This window comes from Variovorax trehalosi (assembly GCF_051216415.1).
In the GTDB taxonomy this organism is placed as follows: domain Bacteria; phylum Pseudomonadota; class Gammaproteobacteria; order Burkholderiales; family Burkholderiaceae_C; genus Variovorax.
This window is the reverse complement of sequence record NZ_JBPJZG010000002.1, coordinates 219,996-234,711: the sequence shown is the minus strand read 5'-3', so window position 1 is coordinate 234,711 and position 14,716 is coordinate 219,996. Positions and strand designations below refer to the sequence as shown.

Here is a 14,716-nt window from a genome sequence, read left to right as displayed (position 1 = left end):
GCACCGGCGCTTCGGGGGCCAGTGCACAACCTCACACGGCCTGCTCGCCGAGCCGGATGGACCCTGCGCGGTCCCGTGCCGTTACCTGATGACGCGATGGGTTCCTTGCGTTCAGCCGTACAGGTACTGCGGCAGCCACAACGTCAATCCCGGCCAGATGTACATGAACACCATGCACAGGATCACGATCAGCATGTACGGCATCATCCCGGCGAATATCTGGTTGATCGTCACATGCGAAGGCGACACCCCTTTCAGATAGAAGGCCGACATCGCCACCGGCGGCGAGAGGAAGGCCGCCTGCAGGTTCACGAACACCAGCACGCCGAAGAGCAGCGGATCGATCTGGAAGTGCGCGAGCAGCGGCAGGAAGATGGGCACGAAGATCACGATGATCTCGGTCCACTCCAGCGGCCAGCCGAGGATGAAGATGATCGCCTGCGACAGCAGCAGGAACTGCAGCGGCGACAGGTTCATGCCCAGCACCCACTCCTCGATGATGCGTTGCCCGCCCAGCAGCGCGAACACCGCCGAGAACAGCGCCGATCCCACGAACAGCCAGCACACCATCGAGGTGGTCTTGAGCGTGAGGAAGACCGCTTCCTTGGTCTTCTTGAAGTCCAGCGTGCCGGCCTGCCATGCCATCAGGAATGCCCCGGCCGCGCCGACCGCCGCCGACTCGGTGGCGGTCGTGATGCCGAACAGGATCACGCCCAGCACGACCAGCGTGAGCGTGGCGAGCGGCATCACCGACGACACCAGCATGCGCAGGATCTCGAACTGCTCCGCGTCCATGCGCCAGTAGTACCAGCCGAGCAGTGCGAGCGTGAAGAGGCTGGCGAGCAGGAAGCCGGTGTAGAAGGCATCGGGCACGGCGGCAGTCTTCGGTGCTTCGACCGCTTCGCCGAGCTGTTGAAGTCCGCCCTCTGCGGTGGATGGCGGTGAAGCGGTTTCGCTGCCGGGTGGCTCCTCGACGCCGCCGGGCGGCTCCTGAAGGCCGCTGTCCGATCCGGCTTCCTTCGGCGCGTCGTCGGTCGGCGGTTCGGCGAGGCCTGTGCCGCTTTCGGAGGAAGCAGACGAGGACGCCTCGGGCAGCGTCGCGGCTGCTCCCGCGGTTTTCTGCGTCGCCTGCTGCTCCGCCACCACCGGCGCGTTGTTGTCCTTCTGCGAGTAGATCGTCACGTACCACCACACCGAGCCCAGCGTCGCCGCGGCCAGCGCCAGCGGCACCAGTGCGTTCAGCAGGCTGCGCAGCAGCATCCACCAGGTGATGCGCACGCCCTCGGCCGCGCCACGCAGCGCGCGCGCCGGCGATACCACCGCCGCGAACAGAGCGGGCAGCATGCGCGGCGAATAGCTGGCCGCGATGTGCGCGACCCATGGCGTGATCGGTGCGCGCTGCTTGTCGGGCGGCAGCTTGGGTGCGACCTTCGGCTGCAGCACGGCCCAGCCGATGACGTAGATCAGATACAGGAAGGCGAGGAAGAAGCCCGGGAACATCGCGGCCGCATAGAGCTTCACCACCGACTGCCCGGCGACGGCTGCGTACACGATGATCATCACCGAGGGCGGGATCAAGATGCCGAGCGTGCCGCCGGCCGTGATCACGCCGGCGGCAAGCCGCGTGTCGTAGCCCGCGTTGAGCATCGGCCGCATTGCGATCACGCCCATCAACACGACCACCGCACCGACCAGGCCGCTTGCGATGCCCCAGAAGGTGCACACGATCAACGTCGTCACCGCAAGCGAGCCCGGCACGCGGCGGAACGCGAGCTGCACGCTGTGGAACATCTTGTCCACCAGCGCGCCGCGCTCCATCACATAGCCCATCAGAACGAAGAGCGGGATGGACAGCAGCGTCTCGTTGGTCATGGCGCCGAAGGCGCGCTGCACCATCAGGTCGAAGACCTTGTTGTCCAGCCAGGGCGAGGCGGGGTCGTAGAAGGCGATGAAGCCGAAGAACATGCCCAGGCCCATCAGCGTGAACGCCGTGGGGAAGCCGAGCATGATCACGACCACGATCAGGCCGAGCATCAGCATGCCGAGTGCAGGCTCGCTCATACCGCGCCTCCCGTCGAGTCGCTCTTGCGCTGCTGCGCAGCCTGCTCGATGGACTTGGCCCTGTCGATCACCTCGCGCTTGTCGGCTTCGTCGACGTAGCTGCTGCCGGCGAGCTGTTCACCGACCACGTCCATCTCTTCGGCATCCTTCAGCCGCGGCGTCCACACGCCGGTCTTCAGGCACAGCGCGCAGCGCACCATCTCCGCGATGCCCTGCACCAGCAGCACCGCGCCGGCCACGGGGATCACGAACTTGAAGGGATAGACGGGAATGGGGTCGGCATTGAAAGTCTGCTCGCGCATCGCGAGCGATTCGCCGAAATAGGTCCAGCCCGACCAGGTGAGCGCCACCACGCCGGGGAGAAAGAAGACCGCGAACAGCACGAGGTCGAGCGCAGCCTGCGTGCGCGGCTTCATGCTGCCGTAGAAGAAATCACCGCGCACATGGCCGGCCTGCGAGAGCGTGTAGGCGCCGCCCATCATGAAGAGCGTGCCGTAGAGCATGTTGTTGGCATCGAAGATCCAGGCGGTGGGCGCGTTGAGCGCATAGCGCTTGAAGACCTCGCCGCACACCAGCAGCATCAGCGCGACGATGAGCCACGAGAAGGTCTTGCCCACGACCATGCTGAACCGGTCGACGGCGTGGAGGAAACGTTGGATGGTCATGAAAGCATGGCAGGCAGAAAAGCACGCATCAGAAAGCCAGCCATCCGGAGCGTTCCGGATGGCTGGCGCGAACCGTCATCGGCAGATCTCGCTCAGGACTTCTTTTTGCTGAAGTAGTGGTTGTAGGCCATCTTGAAATCGACGCCGTAGTCGTTCTGCCACTGCAGCGCACGTTCGGCGAACACGCGCTGCGAATCCAGCACCTTCTTGAAGAGCGGGTTCTCTCCGGCCTTCTTCTCCACCGTCTTGTCCCACGCCGCGAGCTGCGCGCGCAGCACCGCATCGGGCGTCTTGTAGAACTTGATGCCGGCCTTCTTCATGTCCGCATAGTCCTGCGAGTTGCGCTGCACCGCCTTCCAGCTCATGTCGGCGCTCGCGGCCTGCACGGCGTAGTCGATGATCGAGCGCAGCTCCTGCGACAGCCCGGCGTACTTGCCCTTGTTGAACAGCACCTCGAACTGCTCGCCCGACTGGTGGAAGCTCTGCAGCATGCAGTTCTTCACCACGTCGGGGAAGCCGAGCACGCGGTCGCTCGAGGCGTTGTTGAACTCGGCCGCATCGATCAGACCGCGGTCGAGTGCGGGCACGATCTCGCCCCCGGGCAGCGGGTTCACCGCGGTGCCCATCTCGGTGAACATGTCCACGGCCAGCCCGACGGTGCGGAACTTCAGGCCCTTCATGTCTTCCACCTTGGCCACCGGCTTCTTGAACCAGCCGAGCGGCTGCGTGGGCATCGGGCCGTAGAGGTACGACACCACCTCCATGTTCAGGCTCTTGTAGATCTCCTCGAGCAACGCCTTGCCGCCGCCGTAGTTGTGCCAGGCCAGCACGGTGTTGGCATCCATGCCGAAGCCCGGACCCGAACCCCAGAGCGCGAGCGCGGAGTTCTTGCCGTAGTGGTACGCCACCACGCCGTGGCCGCCGTCGAGCGTGCCCTTGTTCACTGCCTCCAGCAGCTGGAACGCGGGCACCACCGCCCCGGACGGCAGCACCTCGATCTTCAGGCGGCCGCCGGCCATGTCGTTCACCTTCTTGGCGAAGTCGTTGGCGTACTCGTGGAAGATGTCCTTCGCCGGCCAGGTGCTCTGGAAGCGCAGCGAGGTGGTCTGGGCCATGCTGACCATCGGCGCCGACATGGCGCCTGCGGCCACGGCGGCACCCTTCAGAAGGTTGCGGCGGCGGGGTGATTTGCTCTCTGTCATGTTGTCTCTCTCCATACAAGTTCTGACTGACCGAAAAACCCTGCCCGCCTCTTCGAGTTATGTTTGACAGGCCCAAGCCCGATCTTTGGCGCGCGCGAAAACGTGACAAACAGGGTTTTCACGAACTGGTGAAAAATTCCACCATCCGGCGGGCTTCAGGCAAGGTAAAGATGCGGCGGCCCGCGAGGTAACCCTAATGAAATGGAAGGAAGCAAAGAAATGACTGAACCCGTTGGTGAAAAGGGCTATGCCGGCGACGTGACGCCCGAGCAGGCCGCAGAGTGGCTCGCGAGCGGCGAGGCCGTGCTGGTCGACGTGCGCACCGATGCCGAGCGCGAGTGGGTCGGCTATGTGCCCGGCTCAGTGCCGCTGGCGTGGAAGCAATGGCCGGGCATGGCGATGAACCCGGGGTTCGACGATGGCGCGCGTGCTGCCGGTGAAGGCGGCAAGAAGCTGGTGCTGTTGTGCCGCAGCGGTGTGCGTTCCATTGCGGCTGCGAAGCGCGCCACTGAGCTGGGGCTGGAGGCTTACAACATCCTCGAAGGCTTCGAAGGGAATCCGGATGAGAGCGGGCACCGCGGGCAGATCGGCGGCTGGCGCAAGCGTGGGCTGCCCTGGAAGCAGAACTGAGCCCGCGTCAGGTCCCCGGTGTCGCGTTCGCGGCCAAAGCCGAGCAACGGAACGATCCGCTCTAGAAGAGAAAGCGTTTCTCGATGTCGGTGTTCACTGCGGGCTCAGGAGATCGGGTCGATTGGCGCGGAGCCAGGCTTCGGCGCCGGCCAGCAATTGCGCGGCCTGGTCGATGCAGGCTTGCAGCGTGGCGGTGGAAACCGGGTCACCTTCATAGTCACTCACATTGCGTTGCCGGCGCAGTGCATCGAGCACGATGATCTGCGGCTGTGCCACACCCATCGTCAGGCCCAGGCTCTGGATGGCCGTCTGGTGGTGGCCGGGCTGGCTGGTGGACGTGCGGTAGCCGTTGGCCCACAAAGCCAGCATCGCGCATTGCATGATGCATTTGTAGGCCGCATCGAATCGGTTGTCGGTGCTGAGTTGTGCAATATGCGCGTCGGTCAGATTTCGTCGCGCGGCCTGAAGCAATTTGGCGATGCCCGCGGCGTCAGGCTGATGGGCCTGCAGCCGCCCGATCGCCAGCAAGTTCTGCAAGCTCATCGGCTCCTCCCTTCACAAGCAATTTTGGTTTGGCCAGTATGTCGCGCGCAAATGCATCGCCATCGCGCGCGCGCTGCGCAAACTCCTCGGATGTATAGAGCACCGTGTTTACTTCACGGCCCAGCGCCGCATGCAGAGGAAACACCGCCTGTGCCAGCGTCATGAAATCCACGCTGCCCAGCACCAGCAGGTCCACATCGCTGCCCGGCGAGGGCGTGCCGCGCGCCACCGAGCCGAATACCAGCGCCAATTGGATCTGCGCATCCAGCGGCGCCAGCGCTTCGCGCACAGCCGGCACCACGCCATGCGTCTTGCGAAACATTGCCGCCAGATCGTCGAACAGAGGGTGGCTCGTGTTGGCCTTGTAGCGCACCTGATTACCTTGTTCGCTGCGCAGCAGCAGGCCGGTGCGCGCCAGCTTGTCCACCTCCCGCGCCAGCGTGCCCGCATGGCTGTCGGTCAGGCGCGCAAGCTCCCGCAAATGAAAGGCCGACTGCGGCTGCAGCAGCAGCACTGCCAGCGCGCGCTGCCGCGCGGCGGGGAACAGGAGGTCCATGAGGGAAGAATCGTTGCTCATTGGGCGACGATTGTTGCTAATAAGGCGACATTAGACAAGCCTGCAACATCGAGTGCGGTGCGGCCCGGCAAGGCCACTGCTGCGAGAGCCCATGCCGTATGACGGCGAGCAAAAAGCAAAAAGCAAAAAGCAAAAAGCAAAAAGCAAAAAGCAAAAAGCAAAAAGCAAAAAGCAAAAAGCAAAAAGGCCCACGGGCACGCCGTGAGCCTTTTCTTATAGGAGTCTCGAAAGATCAGCTCAGCGCCGGAATCCGCAGCTTCTGCCCCGGATAGATCTTGTCCGGATGCGACAGCATCGGCTTGTTCGCCTCGAAGATCGCGTTGTACTTGTTGGCGTCGCCGTAGTACTTCTTGGAGATGGCCGAGAGCGTGTCGCCTTTGACCACGTCGTGGTACTGCGCGGGCGGCGCGGCGGGTGCGACGAGGTTGTTGTCCACGCTCGTCACGTTGGCCACGTTGCCTGCGGCGAGCGCGGCTTTCTCGCTGGCTTCCTGCGAGGGCGCCTGGCCTGCGAGGGTCACCACGCCGGTGCTGGCGGCGTAGGTTACTTCGAGTCCGGTGAGGCCGAGGTTCTGTGTCTCGATGTAGGTCTTGATGGCGGCTGCGGCCGCCGTGTTCGCATCGGGCGTGGCCGCCTGGGCCGACGAGCCGCCGAACAGTTTTTCACCGGCTTCCTTGATGAAACTGAGCAATCCCATGGTGTTCTCCTTGTGCCGTGGTGGATGGAATTTGCGAATGTAGCGGTGGAACACCGCAGGCCCGCGTAGGCCCAAGCCGCGTATGCGACGCACGCGCCAGCAGGAATAACCACAAAGTCGCAATAATCCCGCGCATGGCATCCCCCTTCCTCGCAATCGACATCGGCAACACCCGCCTCAAATGGGCGCTCTACGACGGGGCGCATCCGGGCGCCGCGTTGCAGGCCTCGGGCGCGGAGTTCCTGGACCACATCGAACGCCTCGCGGACGGCCCCTGGGCCGACCTGCCTGCACCCAGCTCCATGCTCGGCTGCGTGGTGGCCGGCGACACCCTGCGGCGCCGCGCCGAAGAGCAGATCGTCGAGCGCTTCGATTGCGCGCCGCGCTGGGTGGTGTCGAGCGCGGGCGAGGCGGGCATCGTCAACGGCTACGACCATCCCACGCGCTTGGGCGCCGACCGCTTCGTGGCGATGATCGGCGCGCGGCACCGCATGCTCGCGCAAGGGCCGGCGCGGCCGATGGTGGTGGTGCTGATCGGCACGGCCGTCACGGTGGAGGCGATCGACGCCAGCGGCAAGTTCCTCGGCGGGTTGATCCTGCCGGGTCACGGCATCATGCTGCGCGCGCTGGAGTCGGGCACCGCGGGCCTGCATGTGCCGACCGGCGAGGTGCGCGAATTTCCCACCAACACCAGCGACGCTCTCACCAGCGGCGGCACCTACGCCATCGCGGGCGCGGTCGAGCGCATGGTGCAGCATGTGCGTTCGCACTGCGGCGCCGAGCCGGCCTGCTACATGACGGGCGGCGCGGGCTGGAAGATGGCGCCCGTCATGAACGGGCACTTCGAGCTGGTCGAGAGTCTGATCATGGACGGCCTGCTCGTGATCGCTCGCGAGCGCGCCGTCGTCTGAGCTGAAAAGGCTCAGGGGCGCATGAGCGCCTCGGCCACCGCCTGGAATGCCGGCAGCGTGAGCGGATCGTTCCCCCCATTCGCAGCGATCGGGTGCGCCGCGTAGCGCACGATCACCATCTCCGCCTTCGGGTCGACATAGATGCTCTGGCCGTGGATGCCGCGCGCCATGTACGCGCCATGCGGGTTGTTCGACACCCACCACATGTTGCGGTACGACCAGCCCGGCAGCAGCGCGTAGCCCGCCTTGGCGAACTTGGCGGGGTCGCCGCTGCGCTGGATGTCTTCGACCACGGCCTTCGGAAACGCCTGCTGCCCGTTGGGCGCGCGCCCGCCGTTGCGCATCGTCTCGCCGAAGCGCGCGAGGTCGCGCAGTACCGTGTTCAACCCGCCGCCGCCCGACTCGGTGCCGATGCGGTCAACCATGAAGTAGGCGTCCTGCTCGGCGCCGATGCGGCGCCAGATCTTCTCGCTCAACAGGTCGGCCAGTGACTGGTTGCTGGCGCGTCGCAGGATCCACGCGAGCACCTCGGCGTTCACCGTCTTGTAGGCGAAGGCGGTGTCGTGCGCGCCTTCCTTCTTGAGCGTCACGAGGAATTCGTAGAACGACTTGGGGCCCGTGTAGTTCGGCCCTTGCGTCAGCATGCCGCCGGCGCGTGCGTAGTCCCAGATTTCGGCCTTCGGGTCGGCGTAGTTTTCCGAGTAGTGCACGCCGATGGTCATGTCCATCACCTGGCGCACGGTGGCGTCGCCGTACGCCGTGTCCTTGAGTTCGGGCAGGTACTTGGTGACCGGCGCCGACGGATCGAGCTTGCCCTCGTCCGCGAGGATCGCCGACAGCGTGCCGACAAAGGACTTGGTCACCGACATCGCGATGTGCGGGCGCTCGGGCGTGAGCGCGCCGAAGTACTTCTCGTAGACCACGCGGCCGCGGTGCATCACCAGGATACCGTCGGTGTAGGTGCGCGGGATCATCTGCGCGAAGGTCACCGTCTCTTCGCTGCCGAGCGGCTTGAAGGTGACGGCTTCGAGGTCGTTGCGCGGCGCCGCAGGCAGCGGGCTCGCTGCGCCGCTGCCGCGCCACACGTTGGCCGTGGGCACCGTCTCGCGCACGTGCGAGAAGCTCCAGCGCGTGCGCGGAAACACGCCGCCGGCCGGGTTGTCGAAGGTGATCTGCTTGTCGGGCGGCGGCGGAAAGCCCTTCATCCAGCCGAGCGCGTCGACCGAGGTGGCCGCGGGGTCGGGCAGCGCGGCGGGCGCGGGCGTCTGTGCAATGGAGGTGTTCACGGCAAGCAGTGTGGAGGCGGCGGCGAGCGCCGCGCGTTGGAAGAAAGACATGGTCACAAAGGCCCCGGTGGAATTCATCATCAACGACCGCTGAAGCGCGCAGGGCGCCGCTCCACGAAGGAGCGCACGCCTTCGGCCGCGTCCTCGCTGTTCGAGAGGCGCTTCTGCGTTTCGATGAATTCCGACACCGCCGCGAGCGGCCCTTGCTCCACGGCCTTGATCACGTTGAGCCGCGTAGCCACGACCGCGAGCGGCGCTTGCGCCGCGATGCGCTGCGCAATGGCCAGTGCCGCGTCGAGCTCCTGCCCGGCCGGCACCACCTTCTGCACGAAGTTCAGGCGGTACGCCTCGGCGCTGTCGAACTCGTCGGCCGTGAGCAGGTGCAGCATCGCATTGCCCACGCCCGCGCGCTCGGCCATGCGCAGCGTGGCACCGCCTGTGGCCATGATGCCGCGCTGCACTTCCATCTGCGAGAAGCGGCAGTTGTCGGCGGCCACCACGATGTCCGCGCCCAGCATCAGCTCGATGCCGACCGTGAAGCAGATGCCCTTCACCGCCACCACCATCGGCTTGGTGCGGCGGCGGTAGTCAGGCAGTCCGAAGTCGTGCGGTTCCACCAGGCCGGTGGGAATCGCTTTCTCGCCGCGCTTCATGTACTCGGTGACCGCGGGCAGGTCCAGGCCCGCGGTGAAGTGGTCGCCGAAGGCATGCAGCACGCCCACGCGCAGGGTCGGGTCGTCGTCCAGCCGGGTGTAGGCCTCGGCCAGTTGCTTGAACATCGGCGGCGTCCAGCCGTTGCGCTTGGCCGGGCGGTTGATGCCGATCAAGAGCACGTGGCCGAGCACCTGGGTGTCGATGCAGCCTTCTGCGGGCGGGGTGGTGGGCGTGGCGGTCATGGCGTTTGTCTCCTTGTTTTTATGGAACGCCGACTCAGTACGTGTACACGCCGCGGCCTGTCTTGCGGCCCAGCTGGCCGGCCGCGACCATTTCCTTGAGCAGCGGGCAAGGGCGGTACTTGGAGTCGCCGAACTGCTCGAGGTAGACCTCCATCACGGCCAGGCACACGTCCAGGCCGATCATGTCCGCCAGCGCCAGCGGGCCGATGGGCTGGTTGCAGCCCAGCTTCATGCCGGCGTCGATGTCCTCGGCCGTGGCGATGCCTTCGGCGAGCACGAAGAAGGCCTCGTTGATCATCGGCACCAGGATGCGGTTGACCACGAAGCCCGGCGCGTTCTTCACCGTGATCGGCGACTTGCCCAGCTTCTCGGCCAGTGCCTTGACGGCGTCGTGCGTGGCGTCGCTCGTGAGGTAGCCGCGGATCAGTTCCACCAGCGCCATCATCGGCACCGGGTTGAAGAAGTGCATGCCGATGAAGCGGTCGGGGCGCGAGGTGGCTGCGGCCAGCTGCGTGATCGAGATCGACGAGGTGTTCGACGCGACGATCACCTCAGGCGCGAGCAGTTCGTCGACCTGCTTCAGGATCTTGAGCTTGAGCGCGTGGTTCTCGGTGGCCGCCTCGATGACGAGTTGCGCGCCCTTGAGGTCGTCGTAGTTGGTCGAGCCCTTGATCAGCGCAAGCGCTGCAGCCTTCTGCTCGGTGGTGAGCTTTTCTTTCTTGATGAGCCGGTCGAGGCTGCCCGAGATGGTGGCGAGGCCCTTGTCGACGGCGGCCTGGGCCACGTCGATCATCACCACATTGACGCCGGACACCGCGCAGGCCTGCGCAATGCCATTGCCCATCGTTCCGGCGCCGATGATGCCGACGGTCTGGATCGTCATGAGAAAACTCCTTGGAAGTACAAAAAAAGAAAAGGGGGAGCGCGCGGGGCGCCAGGGCCGCCGCCGCGGCAGAGGACATCGATTGTGAAGCAGCCTCGCGGGCGCGCCGTTACCGCACGCGACACCGGCGCCCCACCGGTGGCTTACAGTGCGGCGGTTGCTTTTTCTTCTCTCTTTTCGACTTCGACCATGACCACCCTCGGCACCCCCCTTTCCCCCTCCGCCACCCGCGTGATGCTGCTCGGCTCCGGCGAACTCGGCAAGGAGGTGCTGATCGCCCTGCAGCGCCTCGGCGTCGAGACCATCGCGGTGGACCGCTACGAGAACGCGCCCGGCCAGCAGGTGGCGCACCACGCGCGCACCATCACCATGAGCGACCCCGAGCAGTTGAAGGCATTGATAGAGGCCGAGAAGCCCATGCTCGTGGTGCCCGAGATCGAGGCCATCGCCACGCAAACGCTGCAGGCGCTGGAAGACGCGGGCGTCGTGCGCGTGATTCCCACGGCCCGCGCCGCCCGCCTCACGATGGACCGCGAAGGCATCCGCCGCCTGGCCGCCGAGACGCTGGGCGTGCCCACCAGCCCCTACAAGTTCTGCGACTCGCTGGCCGAGCTGCAGGCCGCGATCGATGCGGGCATCGGCTACCCCTGCATCGTCAAGCCTGTGATGAGCAGCTCCGGCAAGGGCCAGAGCAAGATCGACGGCCCCGCCGACGTGCAGAAGGCCTGGGACTACGCCATGGCCGGCGGTCGCGTGAGCCATGGCCGCGTGATCGTCGAGGGCTTCATCGACTTCGACTACGAGATCACGCTGCTGACCGTGCGCGCGAAAGACGCGGCCGGTGCCGTCGAGACGAAGTTCTGCAACCCCATCGGCCACGTGCAGGTGAGCGGCGACTATGTGGAAAGCTGGCAGCCGCATCCCATGGCGCCCGCCGCGCTGCAGAAAGCGCAAGAGATCGCCCAGGCCGTGACGGCCGACCTCGGCGGCCAGGGCCTGTTCGGCGTCGAGCTGTTCGTGAAGGGCGACGAGGTCTGGTTCAGCGAAGTGAGCCCGCGTCCGCACGACACCGGCATGGTCACCATGGCCACGCAATGGCAGAACGAGTTCGAGCTGCATGCGCGCGCCATCCTCGGCCTGCCGGTCGACACCTCGCTCAAGAGCCCGGGCGCGAGCGCGGTGATCTACGGCGGCGTCGACGCCACCGGCATCGCCTTCGACGGCGTGGCCGAGGCGCTGCAGGTGCCCGGCAGCGACATCCGCCTGTTCGGCAAGCCCGAGAGCTTTCTCAAGCGCCGCATGGGCGTGGCGCTGGTGCACGCGGCCGACACCGACACGGCCCGCAAGCTCGCCAAGGAAGCGGCGTCACGCGTGAAGCCGCGCAAGGACTGAGCTCTTTCGGGACAGCACGCGACAGCCGTAGCCAGTTTTCGCAAGCCGCGCCGCAAGGGTGCGGGCATGGTGCGGGTCTTGCCGGGAGGCCGAAGCGGGGCGGGTGCATGCGGATACCGCGCATGCGCGATGCGCTCCACACTGGGCGCCCGCTCGATCCACCGGAGACACCATGCTGCATCCCCAGGCGCGCGCCTTGCTCGACTTCATCGAGGCGCGCGGCATTCCGCCGACCCACACGCTCTCGCCCGTCGATGCGCGGGCTTTCTACCGCGAGCGCCGTGCCGCCACGCAGCCGCTGCCCACGGAAGTGGCCGAGGTGCGCGACCTCGCAGCGGACGGCCCGCACGGCACCATCCCGGTGCGCCTTTACCGGCCATTGGGTTCCGACGCCGGCCCGTTGCCCGTGCTGGTGTATTACCACGGCGGTGGCTGGGTCATCGGCGACCTCGACACGCACGACGTGCTCTGCCGGGAGCTGGCCAACGGCGCGGGCTGCGCGGTGGTGGCGGTCGACTACCGCATGGGGCCCGAGCACCGCTTTCCCGCCGCCGTCGACGATGTGCTGGCTGCCACGCGTTGGGTGCGCCGCGAAGCCGCGACGCTGGGGCTCGACGCGAGCCGCATGGCCGTGGGCGGCGACAGCGCCGGCGGCAATCTCGCGGCCGTGGTCGCCATCGCGGCGCGCGATGCGGGCGATTTGCCCATCGCCTTCCAGCTGCTGATCTACCCGGCCACCGACATGCGCCGCGGCCACCCGTCACACCAGGCGAACGGGCAGGGCTACCTGCTGACCCGCGACACGATGACGTACTTCCACGACCACTACATCACCGACGCGAAGCTCGACCTCGACTGGCGTGCCTCGCCGCTGCTGCACACCGACCTCTCGAAGCTGCCGCCCGCGCTTGTGATCACCGCCGGCTACGACCCGCTGCGCGACGAGGGGCTCGCATACGCGGAGGCCCTCACCGCGGCCGGCAACCGCGCGGACTACGTCTGCTTCGAGCGCCAGATCCACGGCTTCATCACCATGGGCAAGGTGCTCGACGAGGCCAACACCGCAGTCGCGCTTTGCGCCACCGAGTTGCATCGCGCGTTCACGATGAGGTGAGGGCGAACTGAGGGCGGACTAGGGAAAGTCCCCGCGCAAATGCATGCCGCGCAACAGGGTTGCGCCGCTACGATCCAGCCAACACGAGGCCGCCCACCGCAGGGCAGGCCAGACCCGATGCAGGAGACAAACACCATGCAGCGAGCGAGTAATGCGCCCCCGGACAACGGTGGCGCACGGCAGGGCGAACGCCTCATGTGGCTCACGCCGCAGCGCGTGTTCTACGCCGGCCTGCTCGGCGCGGCCGCCGAGCGCACGATGGGTGGGCACGGCGTGTATGTGTCGCCTGCGGGCGTCTCACCGATCCGCATCCGCATCGGTGGCGGCGCCTGGCAGACGGGCGAGCTCATCGTGGTGCCGCCGCAGGTGCCGCACCATGTCGAGAGCGCGCATCCGCTGATCTTCAACCTGCTGATCGAATCGGAGTCGGTCGATCCCGCGCGCATGCCCGCCTTCCTGCAGCACTGCGGCCCGGTCGATGCACCGGCCTTCGTGCAGCGCGTGCGCGATGCCCATGCGCACCTGCTCGCGGCCTCGGGACGGGGCACGGATTTCGAGGGCTTCGATTTCGATGCGCTCTTCTTCGGCGAGGCGCTCGCGCCGCGCGCGATCGATGCGCGCATCCGCCGTGTCATCGACGCGCTCGTCGCCGACCCGGCCGCGTCCGCCTCGGCCGAAGATTGCGCGGCTTCGGTGCACCTGTCGTTCTCGCGCTTCCTGCATCTCTTCAAGCAGGAAACCGGCATGGCCTTCCGCGCCTTCCGGGCCTGGAAGCGCGCACGCAGCCTGCTGCGCTACGTGCGCCAGACCACCACGCTCACCGACATCGCGCTGGACACCGGCTACCCCGATTCGACGCACTTCAGCCACTCGATCCGCCAGGTCTATGGCCTGAAGCCCAGCGACATCCTGGCCGGCTCCCGCCGCCTCGCGCTGCACGACGCAGCCGGCGGCTTCCGGCAGTAGGCAGGGAAAGGGGCCCCATGCAGATCCTCCAACTCCTGCTGTCGGGCATTGCGCAGGGTTGCATCTATGGACTGATCGCGCTCGGGTTCGTGCTGATCTACAAGGCCACCGAAACGGTGAGCTTCGCGCAGGGCGACCTGATGATGCTCGGCGCCTTCGGTGCGTTCGCCGGCATGTCGCTCTTCGGCATGCCGTTCTGGCTCGCGGCCATCCTCGCAGTGGTGGCGATGGCGGCCTTCGGCGTGCTGCTGGAGCTGGCGGTGATCCGCCCGATCCTCGGGCAGCCGCAGTTCTCCATCGTGATGCTGACCATCGGCATCGCCTACGTGGCGCGTGGCCTCATCACCATGGTGCCGGGCATCGGCACCGAGACCCACACGCTGCCCGTGCCCTACAAGGACCAGATCTGGCAGTTGGGCGGGCTGGTGGTCAACCTGGAGCAGCTGGCGATCATCATCGCCACGGCCATCCTGTGCGGCCTCCTGTTCGCGATGTTCCGCTACAGCAAGCTGGGCATCGCGATGCAGGCCTCGTCGCAGAACCAGCTCGCGGCCTACTACATGGGCATTCCGGTGAAGCGGCTCAACGGGCTGGTATGGGGGCTGGCGGCTGCGGTCGCGGCCATCGCGGGCATGCTGCTCGCGCCCATCACCTTCGTGCACGCGAACATGGGCTTCATCGGGCTCAAGGCCTTTCCGGCGGCGGTGGTGGGCGGCTTCGGCAGCCTGCCGGGCGCGATCGTCGGCGGGCTGGTGATCGGCATCGTCGAATCGTTCGCCGGGTTCTACCTGCCCGACGGCTTCAAGGACACGGCGCCGTACATCGTGGTGCTGCTGATGCTCATGATCAAGCCCAACGGTCTGTTCGGCGAAAAGCTGCGCAAGAAGGTGTAA

General features: G+C 66.4%; 15 protein-coding genes. 6 read left to right on the top strand and 9 right to left on the bottom strand.

Annotated elements, in window-relative coordinates; genetic code table 11:
• Nucleotides 1–111: 111 nt before the first annotated feature.
• The 3 genes from ACSFA7_RS09065 to ACSFA7_RS09055 form a co-directional block, all read right to left on the bottom strand.
• Nucleotides 112–2,061 (bottom strand): TRAP transporter large permease, encoded by a 1,950-nt coding sequence (locus ACSFA7_RS09065; protein ID WP_435499073.1) that lies wholly within the window; start codon nt 2,059–2,061, stop codon nt 112–114.
• On the bottom strand, nt 2,058–2,726 hold the full coding sequence (locus tag ACSFA7_RS09060; RefSeq protein WP_435499072.1) for a TRAP transporter small permease subunit: 669 nt from the start codon (nt 2,724–2,726) through the stop codon (nt 2,058–2,060). The genes ACSFA7_RS09065 and ACSFA7_RS09060 overlap by 4 nt, the downstream gene beginning before the upstream one ends.
• 92 nt (nt 2,727–2,818) lie before the next feature.
• On the bottom strand, nt 2,819–3,928 hold the full coding sequence (locus ACSFA7_RS09055; protein ID WP_435499071.1) for a TRAP transporter substrate-binding protein: 1,110 nt from the start codon (nt 3,926–3,928) through the stop codon (nt 2,819–2,821).
• 219 nt (nt 3,929–4,147) lie between these two features.
• Here ACSFA7_RS09055 and ACSFA7_RS09050 point away from each other — a divergent pair, with 219 nt between their 5' ends.
• A complete protein-coding gene (locus tag ACSFA7_RS09050; RefSeq protein ID WP_435499070.1) occupies nt 4,148–4,558 on the top strand; it encodes a rhodanese-like domain-containing protein in 411 nt (136 codons plus the stop codon).
• Between the two features lie 93 nt (nt 4,559–4,651).
• Here ACSFA7_RS09050 and ACSFA7_RS09045 read toward each other — a convergent pair whose 3' ends face one another.
• The 3 genes from ACSFA7_RS09045 to lysM form a co-directional block, all read right to left on the bottom strand.
• Entirely contained in the window at nt 4,652–5,101 is a 450-nt protein-coding gene (locus tag ACSFA7_RS09045) for a DNA-binding protein (RefSeq protein WP_435499069.1), read from the bottom strand.
• The gene (locus ACSFA7_RS09040) at nt 5,049–5,657 is read right to left on the bottom strand and encodes a nucleotidyltransferase domain-containing protein (protein WP_435499068.1); all 609 of its coding nucleotides are present in this window, start codon (nt 5,655–5,657) and stop codon (nt 5,049–5,051) included. The genes ACSFA7_RS09045 and ACSFA7_RS09040 overlap by 53 nt, the downstream gene beginning before the upstream one ends.
• 253 nt (nt 5,658–5,910) lie before the next feature.
• Nucleotides 5,911–6,375 carry a peptidoglycan-binding protein LysM gene (gene lysM / locus ACSFA7_RS09035; RefSeq protein WP_435499067.1) on the bottom strand — a complete coding sequence of 155 codons (465 nt, stop codon included), beginning with the start codon at nt 6,373–6,375 and terminating at the stop codon, nt 5,911–5,913.
• 134 nt (nt 6,376–6,509) lie between these two features.
• Between lysM and ACSFA7_RS09030 the strand changes: the two genes are divergently transcribed.
• A complete protein-coding gene (locus ACSFA7_RS09030; protein ID WP_435499066.1) occupies nt 6,510–7,286 on the top strand; it encodes a type III pantothenate kinase in 777 nt (258 codons plus the stop codon).
• Nucleotides 7,287–7,297: 11 nt separating this feature from the next.
• On the opposite strand, the gene ACSFA7_RS09025 is transcribed toward ACSFA7_RS09030, so the two are convergent.
• Genes ACSFA7_RS09025 through ACSFA7_RS09015 form a run of 3 tightly spaced genes read right to left on the bottom strand, consistent with a single transcriptional unit; the run spans nt 7,298 to nt 10,351 of the window.
• A complete protein-coding gene (locus ACSFA7_RS09025) occupies nt 7,298–8,623 on the bottom strand; it encodes a serine hydrolase domain-containing protein (RefSeq protein ID WP_435499065.1) in 1,326 nt (441 codons plus the stop codon).
• Nucleotides 8,624–8,652: 29 nt separating this feature from the next.
• The gene (locus tag ACSFA7_RS09020; protein WP_435499064.1) at nt 8,653–9,468 is read right to left on the bottom strand and encodes a crotonase/enoyl-CoA hydratase family protein; all 816 of its coding nucleotides are present in this window, start codon (nt 9,466–9,468) and stop codon (nt 8,653–8,655) included.
• A gap of 34 nt (nt 9,469–9,502) precedes the next feature.
• Nucleotides 9,503–10,351, bottom strand: coding sequence for a 3-hydroxybutyryl-CoA dehydrogenase (locus ACSFA7_RS09015; RefSeq protein WP_435499063.1), 849 nt, complete (start codon nt 10,349–10,351; stop codon nt 9,503–9,505).
• A 189-nt stretch (nt 10,352–10,540) separates the two neighbouring features.
• Here ACSFA7_RS09015 and purT point away from each other — a divergent pair, with 189 nt between their 5' ends.
• The 4 genes from purT (at nt 10,541) to ACSFA7_RS08995 (ending at nt 14,716) form a co-directional block, all read left to right on the top strand.
• The gene (gene purT / locus ACSFA7_RS09010) at nt 10,541–11,743 is read left to right on the top strand and encodes a formate-dependent phosphoribosylglycinamide formyltransferase (RefSeq protein ID WP_435499062.1); all 1,203 of its coding nucleotides are present in this window, start codon (nt 10,541–10,543) and stop codon (nt 11,741–11,743) included.
• 172 nt (nt 11,744–11,915) lie between these two features.
• Nucleotides 11,916–12,857, top strand: coding sequence for an alpha/beta hydrolase (locus ACSFA7_RS09005; protein ID WP_435499061.1), 942 nt, complete (start codon nt 11,916–11,918; stop codon nt 12,855–12,857).
• 135 nt (nt 12,858–12,992) lie between these two features.
• Entirely contained in the window at nt 12,993–13,823 is an 831-nt protein-coding gene (locus ACSFA7_RS09000; RefSeq protein ID WP_435499060.1) for a helix-turn-helix domain-containing protein, read from the top strand.
• 17 nt (nt 13,824–13,840) lie between these two features.
• The gene (locus tag ACSFA7_RS08995; RefSeq protein WP_435499059.1) at nt 13,841–14,716 is read left to right on the top strand and encodes a branched-chain amino acid ABC transporter permease; all 876 of its coding nucleotides are present in this window, start codon (nt 13,841–13,843) and stop codon (nt 14,714–14,716) included.